An 18,603-nucleotide genomic window follows, 5' to 3' on the forward strand; every position below is an offset into this window, starting at 1 on the left:
GCGAGTCGTATGAAAGTGGGCAGTGGTCGTGGCTAGCGAGGGCGAGTTGGTGGCCGCGGACCTGGATCTGTTCGGATTGGCGCAGATGGTTGCCCAGAATGCGGGCGGGATGGTGTCCATCGAGGACCCGCAATCACATGTGCTCGCATATTCGGCCTCGGATCAGGCGGCCGACCAGCTGCGGGTGCTGTCGATCCTCGGCCGGGAGGGACCGCGCGACTATCTGCAGGTACTGCGCAAGTGGGGTGTGTTCGATCGGTTGCGCGGAACCGACGATGTCATCGATATACCGGCGCACGAAGAGCTGGATATCAAGCGCCGTCTGGTGGTGAGCATTCGCGAACATGCCGAGGGGAGTGCGCCGCGGGTGCTCGGCTCGATCTGGCTGCAGCAGGGCGACCGGCCGTTCAAACCTGATGCCGCGCAGATACTGCGCGGCGCCTCGGCCATTGCCGCCCGGCTGATTTCGCGCAGCCTGGACGCGCCCTCCGCCGAGGCGCTGCTGATTCAACGACTATTCGGGACCGGTGGTGGGACCGCCGACGTGCCCGCCGTGGCGAGTGCGTTGAATCTGCCGCTGACCGGTCCGGCCGCGGTGGTCGGCTTCGCGGCCGCTCCCGGTGTGAAGTCACCCGCCGCCTTCGGCAATATGCTTCGCTTGCGCGCCAGCTCATTTCGCGGTGATTCGGTGACCACCATCCTCGGCGATCGGGTGTATGTGCTATTGCCGCAATACCGATCCGCGCATGCCGTGACCGCGTGGACCCGTCAGCTGGTCGAACAGCTCGAAGCGAAACTCGAATTGCGCGCCGCCATCGCCTGTCCCATACCTGATCTGGCGCATGTCGCGGACGCGCGCTCCGAGGTGGACCGGGTCCTCGACAGCACCGCCGCGACCTATCCGCGCGGTCGGGTGACCACGCTGGCCGAATCGCGCACCGCGGTGCTGCTCGGCGAAATCCTCGATCTCGTCGGCGCACGGTCGGAACTGCACGATCCACGCCTGCGCAAGCTGCTGGACTACGACCGCAAGCACTCCGCGAATCTGTGCGAGAGCGTCGAGACCTACCTGCGCGAACACGGCGATGTGCGCAATGCCGCGACAGCACTACAGGTGCACCCGAACACCCTGCGCTACCGGATCCGCCGGGTCGAGGACATTGTCGGGATGGACCTCACCGATCCCGCCGATCGCCTGCTGCTCGAACTCCAACTCGCCCTGCATCGCCGATCGCCGGAATAGGCGAGCGCACCAGCGATGATTATTCCGGCTCCCGTCCGTCTGATCTGGTGACACGGCATCAATAACCGACCAAGGAGATACCGATGCGGAAAATCACCGCCGGACTGTTCATCGCACTCGACGGCGTTGTCGAGAACCCCCAGGATTGGCATTTCCCGTACTTCAACGACGAGATGGCCACGGCCGTCGACAGCCAGCTCGGCGCGGCCGATACGCTGCTGTTGGGCCGCAAGACCTACGAGGGTTTCGCCGGGGCGTGGCCGGAGCGGGAGGCTGCGGGCGATGTCGATGCCGAAATGGCCAAGAAGCTCGGCGACGCACGCAAGATCGTGGTCACGCATCAGGATCTTACCTTCACCTGGCGCAACTCCGAGGTGCTGAAGGGTGATCTGGTTGAGGCCGTCACGGCGCTGAAGAACGAGCCCGGCGAAGCACCCATCGGCATCAGCGGATCGGTATCCATTGTCCGCCAACTGCTCGAGGTCGGGCTTTTGGACGAACTGCACCTGCTGGTGCACCCGATCGCGGTGCGCAAGGGCCTGCGATTGTTCAAGGAGACCGACTCCGTGCTTGCGCTGCAACTGCTTTCGTCCGACACCTTCAAAACCGGTGTCATACATCTGGTTTACGCGAAGGCGCCGGCGGCCGGCACCGAGGGATACGAATACGCGAAACAGTTCCTGCCCCAAGAGGATTGAGGATTTTCGTGGCACATGGTTTCGCAACCATGTGCCACTCGTGCAGCTACGATCGCGGAGCCATCGGCTTCGATTCGATCATTGCGCGTCGAGGACCTTACGCGCGCGGCTGTAATTCTCGGTGCGCTCTGCGCTCCCGTTGCTTCCGCCATTGATCGAATGTGTGATCGCGTCGATGTCTGATTTATCTGCGTCGTCGTTCAAATCCTTGGAGTCCCAGTACCATCCCGCAGTAGCGAAGGCGTACCTCGGGTCTTCGGCTCGGTCGGGGTTTCCGACGAAATCGACCTCGAGGGCATCGCTTGCCTTGCGGTAGTTGGTGCGCCCGGTCAGTTGCAGAGCGCCTCGACCGTGAAAGTCTGCTCCGTCACTGGGCCGCTGGTTTCCGAGGTCCTTGCGTGCCCCGTAGTTCCGCTCGAAGTAGGCCTTGTCGCCGTACTCTTCGAGGGTTTTCAGATCGTCGGTCTCCACTCCAACCTGTGCAAGGAAAGCGGCCGCACGCTTGGGCGTATCGATCCCGTAGTCACGCATTGCCTGGTCGAGGTAAGGGAGATACTTCTCCAGTTTGCTCTTCGGGGTGTCGGGGAAGATTGCTGCGAGTTGTTCCAAGGTCACCGGACTCATCTGCCCGGCCCGCTCGGAGTTCGTTCCGAGGAGGTCGCGGAAGTCGTTCTCCACATGCAGGACCTTCGTGACGATGACGGTCAACAGCGCCTTTTCATCACTCGCTGTCAACTTGCCCATTACCGCGAAGACAGCCAACGAAGCCGCCTGCAGGATCAACCCCAGCGATTGCGCTTCGTCTCGGATCTCCTTGGCCATCTTCGCGTTATCGCCGGCGACATCCCCGACTTTGCCCGAGAGCTTGGTATCGCGCTCTTTCAAACCGGCGGTCAGCTCTGTCAGTTCGGCCGTTTTCGTATTGTAATGCGCGGTGACCACGGATTTATTGGCCACATCGTAGAGGTTCGCCGCATCGAGCAGGGCTGTCAGATCAGGGATATCGGAGGGGTTTCCGGTGCCGAGTTGGTCGACCATCAATCGAAATGCCGTCCGAGCGAGATCGACCGCATGTTGCATGGCCTGCGAAGAGCCGGGCGGTGCCGCCAGCTTGTCGATCTCCTCGCGCGCCTGTGTTACTACCGGCGATACGGTCTGCTTCGGCGGCGCGAGCGGTCCATATCTGGCGCTCCACCAGGGCTCGAGGTCGATCGGGTCGTACGGGGAGCCGCCCATTCTCGGCATTCTCTCACAACGAGTTCGGCGTTTTCGGGCCTCGACTCCCCAGCGGTGGGCCTAGGTGTTATTCCGTCAGCATCTGCTCGGTGCGAGGGATCGTCAGTGACCAAGCCGTTTCGGTGGGTGTGGGTGTGGTGACCGTCAGGGTCGCGCCGTAGCCGACAAGTGTTTGCGACAATGGTTCGGACTCGGGCTCCGAACCTGCGAGATCAGTTGGTGCCCACATGATTTCGTGTATGACGATGGCAAGTTGGCGGTCATCGAGGGTGACGTTGACCCGGATATCCTCGGCGACTGCCCGCTGACGCACTGTGCCGAGTACCCGTGCTACGGCACCGAGCGCTGCGGATTCGGGACCGGGATCGAGATCGTTGACCGGTCCTTCGAAGCAGACTTGGGACTGTGCGTCGAGTGCCTCGGCCGCCTCGCTGGTGAGTTCCATGATCTGCGTTCGGAACGGGGTCGCGTTCTCGACATCCGCGGCGAGTCCGGTGACGGTATGGCGGATCTGATGGATGACGGCGTCGAGTTCTCGGACCGCGCCGTCGATGCGGGCGGCGATGGCCGGCACGCGGGCCAGCGGACGTACCCCGCTCAGTCGCATCCCGATGCCGAACAGTTGATCGATCACCGTGCGATGCAGTTCGTGGGCGATGCGGTCGCGTTCGTTGATGACCCGCAAGGCGCGCAGTCGTGTCTCGGCCAGCCGGAGGTTCACCAGATGGTCCACCCGTGCTTGGAGTTCGTCGAGCTCGAACGGCTTCCGCAGGTAGTCGTTGGCACCGCCACGCAGCAGATCCAGTCGCGACTGCTCGTCCGCGCGTGCGCTGACGATGAGTACCGGAGTGTTCCGCAGCTCGTGGTCGTTGCGTAGCTCGCGCAGAAGTTCGTCGCCGCTCATGCCCGGCATCATGATGTCGCACAGGATCAGATCCGGCCGGTGTGCTCGGGCCAGCCGCAGTCCCTTGCCGCCGTTGTCGGCGGTGATGACCCGATAGGACTCCGATAGCGCTTCCCGAATCAAGGCGTTGAGGTCGGCGTTGTCCTCGACGACAATGACCGACGGCTTCGGTTCCGACTCATCCGATCCGGTATCCACCCGGGTGGTGCGGTCGCCGCTTTCGTGCGTCAGCTCCGCGATGATCGCGTCGGCGGCGTTACTCGTCCGAATCGGTGTCGGCTCGGTGGCCGACCGGCGGACCGGAGTGCCGGGCGGGGCGGCTCGCGGTAGTTCGATAATGATCATCGCGCCGCCCTCGGGTGCGTCGCTGATAGTGATGTCACCGCGGTGCAGGCGCACCAGATCATGGACGATGCTCAGACCCAAACCGGTGCCGCCCACCGACCGGGTCGCCCCACCATCGACCTGACGGAACCGCTCGAAGACGGCGGTGCGATGCGAGGCCGGTATGCCTGGGCCGCTGTCGGCGATCTCGATGACGACATCGTCCTCGGCAGGGCGCACGGTGCAGCGGATAACGCCTCCTTCGGTGACGAACTTGAAGGCGTTGGACAGCAGGTTCAGCAGGATGCGCTGCAGGTGTTCGGGATCGAGTGCGGCGGGAACGGGCTGCGGCGCGTCGACGGCCAGGCGGATGCCGCGGTCGACAGCCATGGACTCGAAGAAGGCCGAGCCGAGCCGCACTTGCTCGGTGACATCGATCCAGGCGTAATCGGGTCGTATCGCGTCCGTCTCCAGCTTCGAGGCGTCGAGCAGATCGTCGATCTGACGCCGCAGTATGCGCGCATTGCGCAGGATCAGCTCGAGGTCATCGCGGTCGGCGGGCGCGCACCGGTCGAGCGACTTTTGTGTCTGCGCCAAGATCAACATGAGTGGGGTTCGCAGCTCGTGGCTGATATTGGCGACGAACTGGCTCTTCAGTTCGTCCAGTTCCTTCGCGCGAGCGTACAACTGAGCGAGCTCGGCATTGGCCTCCTTGAGCTGTCGGCTGGTTTCGGCGACCTCACGGGCTCGGGCGAACACCTCCTGTTCCATTTCCTGCCTCGAAGCCCGCAGCGCGGCCGTTTCCTGTTGTTTGGCCGCGTCGGATGCTTCGAGCTGGATGAAATCGGTGACATCCTCGACGCGGTGTATGACATAGCGCAGCTCGCCGTTGGTACCGAGAACCGGGGAGTTGGTCGGGCTCCAGAATCGCTGTTCGAAGGCGCCGTCGGGCCTGCGGATGTCGTAGCGCTGTATCGGCATCGCATCGGTGACTTGGTCATGCAGCACCCGTTCCAGCGAAACCCGCAGGTTACGGACTCCTTCTGCCGTCGGATCGTCTGGATTGTCCGGAAATACCTCGAAAATGCTCTTGCCGAGGATGTGCCGGCGTTCGGTCATCGTCGCGGCGGCATATGCGTCGGTCACCGCGACGATACACAGGTCGGGATCGAGCACCAGGTACAGACCTGGTGCGGACTCGAACACGGCGCGGAAATCGATTTCCACGGACACATGTCGACTCTATCCCCACCGTGCGACCACCGATATGGGCAGGTCAGGCCTGTACGGGTGCCTCGGACTCGCCGGTCCCGACGACCGTTCGCCTGGGTCCGGTGAACCAGTGTTTGGCTGATGCGAGCCACCAGATGCCGATCGCGCCCACCACGCCGGCCAGGGTGATCGGTGCGTAATTGACGGTGTTCCAAGTGAATTCGCTGTTCCAGGGGTAGCCGCGGTCATCGGTCGGCAGAATGAACAACAGGCTGATCAGCACGATCCAGATCAACGCGATGACGCCGACAGGTCGATACCAGGGGCCGAGTTGCCAAGGGCCGGTGTGGAATCGGCTGCCGTGCAGTTGGCGCAACAGGATCGGGATGCCGTAGGCGATGTAGAGACCGATGGTAGCGACGGACGTGGCTGCCGCGTAGGCGGTCGGCGCGTTCTGCGCGGGAACCAGCATCGACGGGATCAGTAGGACGAACGAGAAGAACGAGATGAACAACACCGCGTGCACCGGCACCTTGCGGGCCGAAAGTCGCGACCAATAGGCCGATCCCGGCACCGCACCGTCACGGGAGAAGGCGAACAGCATGCGCGAGGCCGAGGTGACCGAGGCGTAGCCGCAGAACAGTTGCGCAATCGCGGCGATGATCAGCAAGAGACCGGACCAGAACGAATTCAGCGAGTTCTCCAGGATGTAGATCACCGGGTAGCCGCTGTTCTTCGTCGGATCCAGCGCATCGTCGAGATTCGGGATGGCGAAGGTCACTGCCATGATGAGCAGATATCCGGCAACAGCCGAGACGACAATGGTGTTGATGATGCCCTTGGCTGCCGTGCGCGCGGCATCGTGGGTTTCCTCCGACATATGCGCAGATGCGTCGTAGCCAGTGAATGTGTACTGCGCGTGCAGCAATCCGAGCAGGAAGCTGAACGCCACACCACCGAAGCCGACCGCGCTGTTGTCCACGGTTTCGGTGAAGACGAAGCCGACGCTCTGATGGTGGCTCGCGCCGAAACCGAGGACGACAACGAAGATCGCCACACCGCCGACATGCCACCAGGCCGAAATATTGTTGATCACCGCGGACAGATGCGGGCCGAGCGCATTGAGTACGGCGTGCAGGATCAGGATCGCGGTGAAGACCAAAAAGATTGCGGTGCGGTCGGTTCCGATATCGATGCCGATCACATTGAGCACCGCGGTGGTGAAGATGGCCGCGCCGTAGTCGATGGCGGCGGTCACCGCGATCTGGCCGATCAGGTTGAACCACCCGGTGAACCAGCCCCAGACCGGGCCGCCCAATTCGGACGCCCACCAGTAAAGACCGCCGGAAGTCGGGTAGGCCGAGGCCAATTCGGCCATTGCGAGGCCGACGAACAACACCATGACCGAGACCAGCGGCCAACCCCATGCCATGGTGATCGGGCCGCCGTTGGCCAGACCGATGCCATAACTGGCCAATCCGCCGGTCAGGATGGAGACGATGGTGAAGCTGATCGCGAAGTTGGAGAATCCGGACCAGGACCTGGCCAATTCCTGTTTGTAGCCGAGTTCGGCGAGGCGCCGTTCGTCATCGGATGGTGTGGTGGCTTCGGTCATGATCGCTCCCGGGTGAAAACGCCGCCCTCATACTGCGTTTGCCAGAAGCTAAGTGTGAAGTGAGTGCTGGTCAATCGCAGGGAAATATGGAAACCGGGCCGTAATCTCTCGGCAATCGCGCAATCCGTGGTAGGCAGAACGGATGCGACCGATGCGCTCCTCCTATGACGTGGTGGTGGTCGGTGGCGGTCACAATGGGCTGGTGGCCGCCGCATACCTGGCGCGAGCCGGGCGTTCGGTGCTGGTGCTGGAGCGCCGAGAGCACACCGGTGGGGCCGCGGTTTCGGACCGGGTGTTTGCGGGTGTCGACGCGCGGTTGTCACGGTATTCGTATCTGGTGAGTCTGCTGCCGCGCCAGATCGTCGAGGAGCTCGAGCTGCGGTTCGTGACGCGGCGTCGGCGGATCTCGTCGTATACGCCGGTCGGGGACGGCGGACTGCTGGTCGATACCGGCTCCGAGGCCAAGACCAGGGAGAGCTTCGTGCGGCTCACCGGATCGGATCGAGATTTCCGGGCGTGGCAGGAGTTCTACAGCGCAACCGGCCGGCTCGCGCAGCGGGTGTTTCCGACGCTGACGCGACCGTTGCCGACACGTTCGGAGCTCGAGCGGGTCGTCGATGATCCCGCTACCTGGGCGGCGCTGTTCGAGCGGCCGCTGGGGGAGACGGTCGAGTCGACCTTTGCCGACGACACCGTGCGCGGGGTTGTGCTCACCGATGCGCTCATCGGTACCTTCACCCATGCGCACGATCCTGAACTGCGGCAGAACCGGTGCTTCCTCTACCACGTGATCGGTGGCGGCACCGGCGACTGGGATGTGCCGATCGGCGGTATGGGCGCGCTCACCGACGCACTCGCCGATGCCGCCCGTGCCGCCGGTGCGGAGCTGATCACCGGTTGTGCGGTGACCGAGGTCGAATCCGACAATTTCACAGCCGAAGTGCGCTATGAGGGCGGTGTGGTCGGCGCGCGGCATGTGCTCGCGAATGCCGCACCGCATGAGCTCACCCGGCTGCTCGGTATACCGGGGGAGCTGAAACCCGAAGGCTCCCAACTGAAAGTGAATATGGTACTGCGGCGGCTACCTCGCCTACGCGATGCCTTCACAGATCCGCGCGAGGCATTCTCCGGGACATTCCATATCGCCGAATCGTATTCACAACTGGAGCAGGCATACCGCGAGGCGTCCGGTGGACGGTTCCCGTCGGCCGCGCCGTCGGAGATTTACTGTCACACCCTGACCGATCCCTCGATCCTGGCACCCGACTCCGATCTGCACACTCTCACGTTGTTCGGATTACACACTCCGGCAAGACTTTTCGAGACAGATCCAGAGGCAGCGAAGGCGATGGCCGTGAAAGCCGCACTCGCCCAATTGGATGCGGTGATCGCCGAACCGCTTGTCGACTGCCTCGCCCTCGACGAGGACGGTGCACCCTGTATCGAGGCCAAGTCACCGGTAGACCTGGAACGTGAGGTCGGCCTCCCCGGCGGGCACATATTCCACCGAGACCTGGCCTTCCCCTATCGCTGCGACGACACTGATACCCCGGCATCGCGCTGGGGTGTGGCCACGGACGTGCCCAACGTCTTCATTTGCGGTGCCGGCGCGATTCGCGGCGGCGGCGTCAGCGGTATCCCAGGCCACAATGCCGCCATGGCGGTTCTCGAAACGCGCTGACCACGAGTGGGTCGCCGATGTGTGGGGCATCACATTTTTGATTGCGTCATGCATATTCCGCATTACTTTGGGTGGTCGAAGCGGGATGTGTCGTGGCGGTTTTCGCTGGAGGATTTGTGTTTGCGCATGTTGGAATCCGATTGCGGCGTTCCGGTTTCCCGTATGAGGTGCCATCGGCTCACGTTAACGCTGATTCTGGCGTCAATGTGATGCAGATCACATCATGATCAACTCTCGCATGACCTTGCGGCAATTGACGGGCAAATAATAACAATTTGATCACACACCAATGCCTTGCTGCGGCTTTAATGGGCTTGCTTCCGAAGTCCACCCCGTTAGGAACCAAAGCATGTTGATGAGGAAATTCGCCGCGACCTCGGCGCTGGTGATCGCGGCGCTCGGTGTCACGGCCGGGACCGTGAATGCCGCTCCCGAAACCGACAACGGCGTCGTGAACTACACGGCTACCACGACCCCGTCCTCGACCATTATCAAGACCGATGTCGGTTCACTGGTCGACGAGAACGGTGTCTTCAAGATCAAGGCCGGCGACGGAACCACCCTTGCGGGCACCGACCTGTCGTTCCGGGTCGACGATTTCATCTTCCCGATCGCGGCGGATATCCAGGATCACAGTGCGACGCTGACTCCGCAGTTCGATATGGCTCACGCCGTGTACAAGCCGGTCGCGCTGCCGTTCGAGGACAAGGCCCCGTGGAAGTCCGACTACGACCGTGAGCAAGCCGCCTGGAACCGCCTGACCAGCACCATCAGCATGGGCGCCACCGTCGGCACCCTGGTCGGCGGTCTCGGTGGCGGCGCCGTCGGCTGTGTCCTTGGTGGTATCGCGGGCGCGACCGTCGCCGCGGCCACCATTGTCGGCCTCTTCGGCCCGTTCATCCCGGCCGCGGCCATCGGCTGCATCGGCGGCATCATCGCCGTCGGCGCACTAGGTACCCTCGCCGGACAGATTTTCGTCACGGCCCCGGTCGCCATCGCCGCCGCAATCCAGTACTTCACCACCATCAACCAGCCTTTCGCGGCGCCGAAGTAGACCCGGCACATCGATCGGCGGGCGCTCGCATTGAGCGCCCGCCGATTTGTTCTGTCGGTCCCGAAGTTGCCGGTTACCGATCTGGCGCGCAGTGTCGCCTGGTACCGGGACTAGCTCGACTTGCTGACAACTGATCCACCACGGCCGATTCCTGGCACGGACTCCGGTCGGGACGGGTTGAATCTCTACGAGGAGCCGACGCTGGACGGCGCCTAGCCCGCGCATGCTGGTCGTAGCTGGTTTCATGAATCGACAAGGACCGCTATCCCGAGGAGCCTGCGCCATGGAGCTGCGCCAATTGCGCTATTTCGTCACTGTGGCCGAGGAACTGCACTTCGGGCGAGCGGCCGAGCGCCTGCATATCGCGCAACCGGCGGTGAGTCAGCAGGTGCGGCGGCTCGAGCGGGAGTTGAAGGTTCAGCTGCTGGATCGGTCGCCGCGGCGGGTGCGGCTGACGGAGGCCGGGCAGCGGTTTCTGCCCGCGGCGCGCAGGGTATTGATCGCCGCCGATCAGGCGCGGGCAGCGGTGGCCGATCTGGCTGGTTCGCGTGCCCCGGCTCGGCACAGTTACCGGACTCGGTACCCGGCTGGACGCCATCCTCGATGCCTTTGCCGAGCGTCTTCCGCGGGTGCGGATCGAGTTGGTCACGCTGCCGGTACGCCAGCGGTTGGCACAGGTCGCCGACGGACAGCTGGACGCGGCGTTCGTCCGTGCACCCGCCGCCGAGGAAACTCCCGCCCTCGAATATCTGCGCGCATGGGATGACCCGCTCGTCGCGGCACTCCCCGCCCGGCATCCGCTGGCCGCACAGGCGACGGTGCGATTGTCCGACCTGGCCCCGGTGCCATTGCGGATGACCGAGCGGCGCAATCATCCGGCACTGGTGGACCTGGTGCTGATGTCTTGTCAGCGTGCGGGTTTCGAGCCCGTTCCGGCGCCGACCGCCACCACTCTGCAGGACAATTTGGCCGCGATCGGCACCGCCGCCGCAATGTGGACGGTGATCTACGCCGCCAATGCCGGCCAGGTGCACAATCCGCGCGTGGCCTTCCGTCCGTTCGCCGACGGCGGCCTGAGCCTGCCGATTGCCGTCGCCCTGCGGGCCGGTACCGATTCGCCCAGCTCGGCGTTGTTACGCGACCTCCTAGCGAAGTGAGCCGCAACAATAAGCACTCGTTATCGCTGTGCGAACGAACTGGCCCTTGGTCGACGACCTTGCTTCGGGTGAACTGACAACAGGCCGCCGAACAAGTCGGAATCACCCGGATGCGGTCTGTCCCAACCCTTTTCAGACAGGAGATCAGTAATGCCCATCGTCACCGTCCAGCAGGGTCCGCGCGCCGTCGAACTCGAGCGGGATCTGGTCCGCCGGATCACCGACGCCTTCGTCGACGCCTACAAAATTCCGGCCGAAACCGTCCAGGTGTGGATTCACGAGACGCCCGCCGACAGCTGGGGCGCGGCCGGACAGCTGACCGCCGATAAGAAATAGCCCACAGCAGGGGTGCCGAAGCCCGACCGATACCGTCGCGGTCATGCCGATCAAGCATGACCTGCCGCGCTGGTTACCGGTCGGGCCGGTCACCCGGGTGCTGCTATCCGTAGAGGGTCGCCCGGTGCTCCGAGGCGGCCGCGAAGGCGTGCTCGATGGCGGCGTGCAGCTCGTCTGCAGTCGGGTGTGGGTATTCGGCTAGGGAAAGGCGACGGTTTCGTCGCAGCTGTCCGGGGGGTCGACCAAGCCGCATTCGACCGGCGGGCGGGACGGACGGTAGGTGGTCGGGACGCCGCCGGATTGGATGACGCCGCGGTAGGCGTCGACGGCGTCGGTGGGGTTGCGGGCCAGCGTGGGGTCGGTGCGGACGTCGACGGTGTAGAGGCCGAAACGTGGTGTGTAGCTGCCCCATTCGTAGTTGTCGGTCAGGCTCCAGTAGTTGTACCCGACGACGTTCATGCCGTCGGCTTTGGCGCGCTGGAGCCAGTAGACGGTGTCGCGCAGGTGGTCGGTGCGGGTGTAGCCGTCGGCGCGTGGCTTGCCGTCCTCGGTGGGCATGCCGTTCTCCACGACATACAGTGGGCGATCGGGAAACAGCTGCGCGTAATGGCGCAACGCGTAGTAGATGCCCTCAGTGTGAATCGGGAGTTCCCAGATCGCTGGACCCTCGTTCGAACCACCCTGTACTGCTTTGTTCGTTTCCGGCAGGGGCGCGAAATAGTAGTCGACGCCGATGAAATCGAGCTTATCGGCGATCCGGTCCACGATCGGCTGATTCACCTCGGTCTCGGCGCTCGCTACATAGCCGAGGTTGCTGGTGACCTGCGCGTCGGGCCGGTTCTGATGGATGGTGTCGTAGATTGCGTTGTGCGCCTGGGCAATTCGATCCAGCACTGCGGGCGCCTCGTCCGGTGTGATCGCGCCGATGCGAAGTTCGGTGCCGATGTAGGCGGCGGGCTCGTTGAAGGTGACCCACAGCGGATCGCGAGAGCCATAACGGCTCACCACCTTTCGCATATTGGCCAGCCAATCCTCGACCATGCCGGGGTTGCGCCAGCCGCCGCGATCGACGGCCCAGCCGGGATAGACCCAGTGATCCAGGGTGAGCATCGGCCGCATACCGGTCGCGAGAATGCGCGCTATCACGTTGTCGTAGAAGCCGAATGCCGCCTCGTCCCAGGTATCGGGTTGCGGCTGGACCCGCGCCCATTCGATGCCGATCCGATACACCCGGACCCCGAGGTGTGCGGCCAGGTTGATATCGGAGATGTAGCGCTTGTAGAAGTCGACCGAATTCTCGTAGTCGTCCCCGGCGTTGCCGGATTCGATATAGCGGGTCCAATTGCTGTCCGGCGCATGGCCTTCGGATTGGAAGCCCGATGATGCGACGCCCCAGAGGAATTCCCGGCCGAACGGAGCGATGGTCGCCTGGGCGGTCGGCATGGTGATGCCGGGCAGCAGTAGCGCGGTCGCGATGAACGCGAGTCCGACCAGGGTGCGGCGGCGCATCGGTGTTCGCATCGAGCTCCTGTCCCCATCCGGCACTGTTGGTCGTGCGTCACCTGGTGGGGCATTGCCCCGGGTAGTGATCTCTCAGCGTAACTGTGAGATTGCTGAAATCTGGGCAGGCGATCGGTGTGTCGCGCTTGTGGTCAAAAGACCTGGGAGTTCGTCTCGATTGCTACCTACTCGCGTCGTTAGCTCACCCGTCCACCGATGCGGCGGGTGAGCTCGTCAGCGGTCGACCGCACCTGCGCGGCGAGACCGGACCAATCGGCCGCGCAGGGGATCTGCTCGCAATGGTGCCGCAGCGTCAGGCTGATCGCCGCGATCGGCCGGTGGTCGTGATCGAATGCCGGATAGGCGACCGAGGCGAATCCGGCGGTGACATGTCCGTCTTCGCTCGCCCAACCGCGCCGCCGCTCGGCGGCCAGGATGGTGCGCAGCGCCGCGAGGCTGGTCGGCCCGCGGTCCGTGCGACGTACGAAGGCCGCCGCCGATGGGAACAGTGCCCGCACATGGGCGGCCGGTAGATGCGCCAGGATCGCCCGGCCCGACGCGGTCAACTGCGCGGGCAGGCGGACGCCGACATCGGTCACCAGAGTTTCAGGGCGCGCCGGGCGTTCCTTGATCAGATACAGCAGTTCATTGCCGTGCAGAACTCCGAGGTGCGCGTTGTGCCCGACCCGTCCGGCCAACTCGCGCAGCAACGGTCCGGCCACCCGCTCCAGCGGATCGTGGCGCAGATAGGCCGAACCCAATTCGAAGGCGGCGATACCGAGGCCGTAGCGCCGTTCGGCGGGCAGTCGGGTGACGAAACGGGCCTGCTCCAACTCCGCGAGCAGGTGATAGGTGGTGGAGCGGGGGATGTCCAGCTCACGCGCGACCGTGGATGCGGAGACCGGTCCGGCCCGGGTCGCCATCAGCTGCAGCACGGCCAGGCCGCGCCGCAGCGCCGGGATGTCGCTGCTCGTTCCCATGCCACTTCCTCCCAAGCCGGTTCGGGTCAGTGTCTCGGATACCAGACGGAACCTGCCCCAGCCTCATTCTGCACCCGCCCCGGTGGCGGTGGAATGGGCCTATGCCGGATACCACGCAGTTACCGCCCGTGGAACTGGACGGACCGCTGACCATCGAACGCATCGTCGCCGTTGCCCGCGACGGCGCCAAGGTGGTATTCAGCGAGGCCGCCGAGAAGCGGCTGACCCATGCGCGCCAGCATGTCGACGCGCTGGCCGCGGGTACGGTCCCGACCTACGGCGTCTCCACCGGCTTCGGCGCACTGGCCACCCGGCACATTCCGCCGGAGCGTCGGGCCGCGCTGCAGCGGTCGCTGATCCGCTCACATGCCGCGGGCGCCGGCGCGCCGGTCGAAACCGAGGTAGTGCGCGCCATGATGCTGCTGCGGCTGCGCACCCTGGCCACGGGACATACCGGGGTGCGACCGGAGACGGCTCGCACCCTGGCCGCGTTGATCAATGCGGGCATTACGCCGGTGGTGCACGAGTTCGGCTCGCTCGGCTGCTCCGGCGATCTCGCGCCTTTGGCCGCGGTCGCTTTGGCGTTGATGGGGGAAGGTGAGGTCGCCGACTCCTCCGGCAAGGTGATTGCGGCCGCAGAAGCCTTGCGTGCCAAGGGGATCACCCCGGTAACTCTTGCCGAGAAGGAAGGGCTCGCGCTCACCAACGGCACCGACGGCATGCTCGGCATGCTGGCGCTCGCGATCAGTGATCTGCACCAACTGCTCGACGTCGCCGACATCACCGCCGCCATGAGCGTGGAGGCACTCCTCGGCACCGACCGGGTCTTCGCCGATGATTTGCAGGCGTTGCGTCCGCATCCGGGCCAAGCGGTGTCGGCGCGCCGTATGGCGGCCGCGCTTGCGGGATCGGAAATCGTTGCCAGCCACCGGGGGCCGGAGTGCAACCGAGTGCAGGACGCGTATTCGTTGCGCTGCGCACCGCAGGTACACGGTGCCGCCCGCGACACCGTCGCGCACGCCGAATTGGTGGCCGAACGCGAAATGGCCTCGGCGATCGACAACCCCGTCGTGCTCGCCGATGGCAGGTTGGAATCCAACGGCAACTTCCACGGCGCTCCGGTGGCGTATGTCCTGGACTTCCTGGCTATTCCGATCGCCGATGTCGCGAGCATGGCTGAGCGGCGCACCGACCGGATGCTGGATGTCGCACGCTCGCACGGCCTTCCGGCCTTCCTCGCGGCCGATCCTGGTGTCGATTCCGGTCACATGATCGCCCAGTACACCCAGGCCGGAATCGTAAGCGAGCTCAAGCGCCTCGCCATGCCCGCCTCGGTGGATTCGATTCCGAGCAGTGCGATGCAGGAAGACCATGTGTCGATGGGCTGGTCGGCCGCGCGCAAATTGCGCAGGGCCGTCGACGGTCTGGCCGCTGTGCTCGCCATCGAATATCTCACGGCCGCAAGAGCGTTGGATTTACGAGGCCCATTGCATCCGGGCCCGGCCACTGCGGCCGCTGTCGCCCTGTTGCGCACCGAGGTCGACGGTCCGGGACCGGACCGACATCTCGCCCCGGAAATCGCCGCCGCGACGGAACTCATCCGTTCCGGCGAACTGCTGGCCGCGGTCACCCCCCTCCTCGACACCTCAGGAAAGTGAGCTCCCTTGCCAACACCCGAAGCGATCCGGTTCCCACATGGCGAATCAGGCTTGCACACATGGTCATGCGAGGTCACCAGTAGCTATCCGACACCGACCTGCGGGACGGATCGGCAATTCGTTGATATGGAGGCAATCCGATGACACGGACAGTGCGCGCGGCGCGCGGCACGCAACTGACGGCCAAGAACTGGCAGACCGAGGGCGCCCTGCGGATGCTGCAGAACAATCTCGATCCCGACGTGGCGGAGCGGCCGCAGGACCTGGTGGTATACGGCGGCACCGGTAAGGCGGCGCGGAACTGGGCCAGCTTCGATGCAATCACCCGCACCCTCACCACGCTCGAGGCCGACGAGACCCTGCTGGTCCAGTCGGGTAAGCCCGTGGGCGTATTCCGGACGCACGAATGGGCGCCGCGGGTGCTGATCGCCAATTCGAATCTGGTCGGGGACTGGGCGACCTGGCCGGAGTTCCGCAGACTGGAATCGCTCGGCCTCACCATGTACGGGCAGATGACCGCGGGTTCGTGGATCTACATCGGCACCCAGGGCATTCTGCAGGGCACCTACGAGACCTTCGCCGCCGTGGCGGATAAGCGTTTCGGTGGCACCCTGGCCGGAACCGTCACGCTCACAGCAGGATTGGGCGGCATGGGCGGTGCGCAGCCGTTGGCGGTAACCATGAACGGCGGTGTCGCCCTGGTCGTCGAATGCGATCCGGCGCGCGCCGAGCGGCGCGTGCACGACCGCTATCTCGACGAGATCGCCACCGATTTCGATGATGCGGTGCGTCGGGTGTCGAAGGCGCGCAAGGAACGAAAGGCGCTGTCGGTCGGTCTGATCGGCAATGCGTCCGAGGTGCTGCCCAAGCTGCTCGCGGCGGGTGTCGAGATCGATATCGTCACCGACCAGACCTCGGCGCACGACCCCCTCGCGTACCTGCCGCGCGGTGTCGCAGTCGAGGACTGGGCCGATTACGCCGCGAAGAAGCCCGACGAATTCACCGATCGCGCCCGCGAATCCATGGCCGAGCACGTCGATGCGATGCTCGGGTTCCTCGATCGTGGTGCCGAGGTCTTCGACTATGGCAATTCGCTGCGAGGTGAGGCGAAACTCGGTGGCTGCGAACGGGCCTTCGACTTCCCGGGTTTCGTGCCCGCCTACATTCGACCCTTGTTCTGCGAGGGCAAGGGGCCGTTCCGCTGGGCCGCGCTGTCCGGTGATCCGGCGGATATCGCCGCGACCGACCGCGCCATGCTGGAACTGTTCCCGGAGCACGAATCCCTGCACCGCTGGATCACCATGGCCGGGGAACGCGTTGCCTACCAAGGACTTCCGGCCCGCATCTGCTGGCTCGGCTACGGTGAGCGACACCTGGCCGGACTCCGCTTCAACGAGATGGTCGCCAACGGTGATTTGCGGGCCCCGGTGGTGATCGGCCGTGACCACCTCGACTCCGGCAGTGTCGCCTCGCCGTATCGCGAAACCGAGGCCATGGCCGATGGATCCGATGCCATTGCCGACTGGCCGCTGCTCAATGCGCTGGTCAACACCGCTTCGGGCGCGAGCTGGGTTTCGATTCACCACGGCGGCGGGGTGGGCATGGGGCGGTCCATTCACGCCGGACAGGTCTGTGTCGCCGATGGAACCGCGTTGGCCGGGCAAAAGATCGAGCGCGTGCTCACCAATGACCCCGGTATGGGCGTCATTCGGCATGTGGATGCCGGGTACGAGCGGGCCAGCGCGGTCGCCGAGGAGCGTGGCGTGCGAATCCCCATGCAGGAGAACAAGTGACGGCGAATGGCTTGCTCGCCGAAATCGCGGATGTGGGCCGCGACGCACGGCGCGGCGGATACTCGCGGCACGCCTTCGATCGTGCCGAACTGGAATTGCGGGATTGGTTCATCGAGCAGGCGGCCCGGCGCGGTCTGGATGTAACGACGGATCGCAACGGAAATGTCTGGGCGTGGTGGGGGAGCCCGGGGGCCGGTGCGGTGGTCACGGGGAGTCATCTGGACTCGGTGCCTGGTGGGGGCGCGTTCGATGGCCCGCTCGGAGTGACGAGCGCGCTCGCGGCAGTGGATATCTTGCGCGCGGAGGGTTTCACTCCTGTGAAGCCGCTCGCACTATTGGTGTTCGCGGAGGAGGAGGGTGGACGTTTCGGGGTGCCATGCCTGGGGTCGAGGTTGCTCACCGGTGCCATCGACGCCGACCGGGCGCGCGGACTACGCGACGCCGCTGGGATCACCTTTGCGGAGGCCGCGGCCAAAGCGGGGCAGGATCCGGATCGATTCGGCGCGGATCCCGAAGCGCTCGCCAGTATCGGCTGCTTCGTCGAATTGCATGTCGAACAGGGACGCGGACTGATCGACTTGGACAGCCCGGTCGCGACCGGCAGCAGCATCATCGCGCACGGGCGCTACCGGTTCTCCTTCACCGGGCAGGGAAATCATGCGGGTGCGACCCGCATGTCCGACCGTCACGATCCGATGCTGCCCGCGGCCGCTGTGATCGCGGCCGCGCGCCGGGTTGCCGCGGCCACCGAGGATGCCAGGGCTACGGTCGGCAAGCTGATGCCCACACCGGGCGGCACGAATGTCATTGCCTCGACCGTGGATCTGTGGCTGGACGCGCGCGTCGCCGGAGACGGCCGCACCGCCGCGCTGGTCGAGGATATCGCCGGATTCGCACGCGAGGCGGCGGCCACCGAGGGCTGCGAGATCACCGTTACCGAGGAATCCTATTCGGACGATGTCGTTTTCGACAAGACACTGCGAGGCCGAATGGACGCAGTACTGGGAGGTGTACCCGCTCTACCGACCGGCGCGGGGCACGATGCGGGGATCCTGGCGGCCCATGTGCCCTCCGGCATGCTCTACGTGCGCAATCCGACCGGTATCAGCCATGCGCCGCAGGAGTATTCCGAACCCGCGGATGTGGACTTCGGCGCAGCGAGCCTGGCTCGCGTGCTCGAGGATTTGGCGAAATGAGCACGCGGGTTCAGGC

At 64.7% G+C, this 18,603-nt stretch carries 14 protein-coding genes and 2 pseudogenes; 11 read left to right on the plus strand and 5 right to left on the minus strand.

Annotation, left to right across the window (positions count from 1 at the left end):
• Positions 1-46 precede the first annotated feature (46 nt).
• Both ACIBI6_RS04900 and ACIBI6_RS04905 read left to right on the plus strand, forming a co-directional pair.
• Positions 47-1,243 (plus strand): annotated as a pseudogene (locus tag ACIBI6_RS04900) (PucR family transcriptional regulator); the annotation flags it as partial.
• 83 nt (positions 1,244-1,326) lie between these two features.
• The gene (locus ACIBI6_RS04905; protein ID WP_396955340.1) at positions 1,327-1,941 is read left to right on the plus strand and encodes a dihydrofolate reductase family protein; all 615 of its coding nucleotides are present in this window, start codon (positions 1,327-1,329) and stop codon (positions 1,939-1,941) included.
• Positions 1,942-2,019: 78 nt separating this feature from the next.
• On the opposite strand, the gene ACIBI6_RS04910 is transcribed toward ACIBI6_RS04905, so the two are convergent.
• The 3 genes from ACIBI6_RS04910 to ACIBI6_RS04920 form a co-directional block, all read right to left on the minus strand.
• On the minus strand, positions 2,020-2,979 hold the full coding sequence (locus tag ACIBI6_RS04910; RefSeq protein ID WP_396955341.1) for a glycoside hydrolase family 19 protein: 960 nt from the start codon (positions 2,977-2,979) through the stop codon (positions 2,020-2,022).
• A gap of 265 nt (positions 2,980-3,244) precedes the next feature.
• Complete coding sequence (locus ACIBI6_RS04915; RefSeq protein WP_396955342.1) at positions 3,245-5,638, minus strand: ATP-binding protein; 2,394 nt, start codon at positions 5,636-5,638, stop codon at positions 3,245-3,247.
• A gap of 43 nt (positions 5,639-5,681) precedes the next feature.
• On the minus strand, positions 5,682-7,232 hold the full coding sequence (locus ACIBI6_RS04920; RefSeq protein ID WP_364354916.1) for an amino acid permease: 1,551 nt from the start codon (positions 7,230-7,232) through the stop codon (positions 5,682-5,684).
• Positions 7,233-7,383: 151 nt separating this feature from the next.
• On the opposite strand from ACIBI6_RS04920, the gene ACIBI6_RS04925 reads away from it, so the two are divergent.
• The 6 genes and pseudogenes from ACIBI6_RS04925 to ACIBI6_RS04950 all read left to right on the plus strand — a co-directional run bounded on the left by ACIBI6_RS04925 (position 7,384) and on the right by ACIBI6_RS04950 (position 11,662).
• The gene (locus tag ACIBI6_RS04925; RefSeq protein ID WP_396955602.1) at positions 7,384-8,913 is read left to right on the plus strand and encodes a phytoene desaturase family protein; all 1,530 of its coding nucleotides are present in this window, start codon (positions 7,384-7,386) and stop codon (positions 8,911-8,913) included.
• A gap of 349 nt (positions 8,914-9,262) precedes the next feature.
• Entirely contained in the window at positions 9,263-9,967 is a 705-nt protein-coding gene (locus ACIBI6_RS04930; protein WP_364354922.1) for a hypothetical protein, read from the plus strand.
• A gap of 283 nt (positions 9,968-10,250) precedes the next feature.
• Positions 10,251-10,376: pseudogene (locus ACIBI6_RS04935) on the plus strand (LysR family transcriptional regulator); the annotation flags it as partial.
• A gap of 139 nt (positions 10,377-10,515) precedes the next feature.
• Entirely contained in the window at positions 10,516-11,124 is a 609-nt protein-coding gene (locus ACIBI6_RS04940; protein WP_396955343.1) for a LysR family substrate-binding domain-containing protein, read from the plus strand.
• A 150-nt stretch (positions 11,125-11,274) separates the two neighbouring features.
• Entirely contained in the window at positions 11,275-11,460 is a 186-nt protein-coding gene (gene dmpI / locus ACIBI6_RS04945; RefSeq protein ID WP_364354928.1) for a 4-oxalocrotonate tautomerase DmpI, read from the plus strand.
• Between the two features lie 43 nt (positions 11,461-11,503).
• The gene (locus tag ACIBI6_RS04950; protein WP_364354931.1) at positions 11,504-11,662 is read left to right on the plus strand and encodes a hypothetical protein; all 159 of its coding nucleotides are present in this window, start codon (positions 11,504-11,506) and stop codon (positions 11,660-11,662) included.
• Here ACIBI6_RS04950 and ACIBI6_RS04955 read toward each other — a convergent pair.
• The gene (locus ACIBI6_RS04955; protein WP_396955344.1) at positions 11,659-12,981 is read right to left on the minus strand and encodes a family 1 glycosylhydrolase; all 1,323 of its coding nucleotides are present in this window, start codon (positions 12,979-12,981) and stop codon (positions 11,659-11,661) included. The two genes, ACIBI6_RS04950 and ACIBI6_RS04955, sit on opposite strands and share 4 nt — an antisense overlap.
• A 176-nt stretch (positions 12,982-13,157) precedes the next feature.
• Complete coding sequence (locus ACIBI6_RS04960; RefSeq protein ID WP_364354937.1) at positions 13,158-13,940, minus strand: IclR family transcriptional regulator; 783 nt, start codon at positions 13,938-13,940, stop codon at positions 13,158-13,160.
• Positions 13,941-14,041: 101 nt separating this feature from the next.
• Here ACIBI6_RS04960 and hutH point away from each other — a divergent pair, with 101 nt between their 5' ends.
• From hutH to ACIBI6_RS04975, 3 genes are all read left to right on the plus strand, one after another.
• Positions 14,042-15,598, plus strand: coding sequence for a histidine ammonia-lyase (gene hutH / locus ACIBI6_RS04965; protein ID WP_364354940.1), 1,557 nt, complete (start codon positions 14,042-14,044; stop codon positions 15,596-15,598).
• 140 nt (positions 15,599-15,738) lie between these two features.
• Complete coding sequence (gene hutU, locus ACIBI6_RS04970; protein ID WP_396955345.1) at positions 15,739-17,391, plus strand: urocanate hydratase; 1,653 nt, start codon at positions 15,739-15,741, stop codon at positions 17,389-17,391.
• Positions 17,388-18,587, plus strand: coding sequence for an allantoate amidohydrolase (locus ACIBI6_RS04975; protein WP_396955346.1), 1,200 nt, complete (start codon positions 17,388-17,390; stop codon positions 18,585-18,587). The genes hutU and ACIBI6_RS04975 overlap by 4 nt, the downstream gene beginning before the upstream one ends.
• Positions 18,588-18,603 lie beyond the last annotated feature (16 nt).

Origin of the sequence: Nocardia sp. NPDC050412, assembly GCF_044458825.1 — a bacterium.
Taxonomy (GTDB): domain Bacteria; phylum Actinomycetota; class Actinomycetes; order Mycobacteriales; family Mycobacteriaceae; genus Nocardia.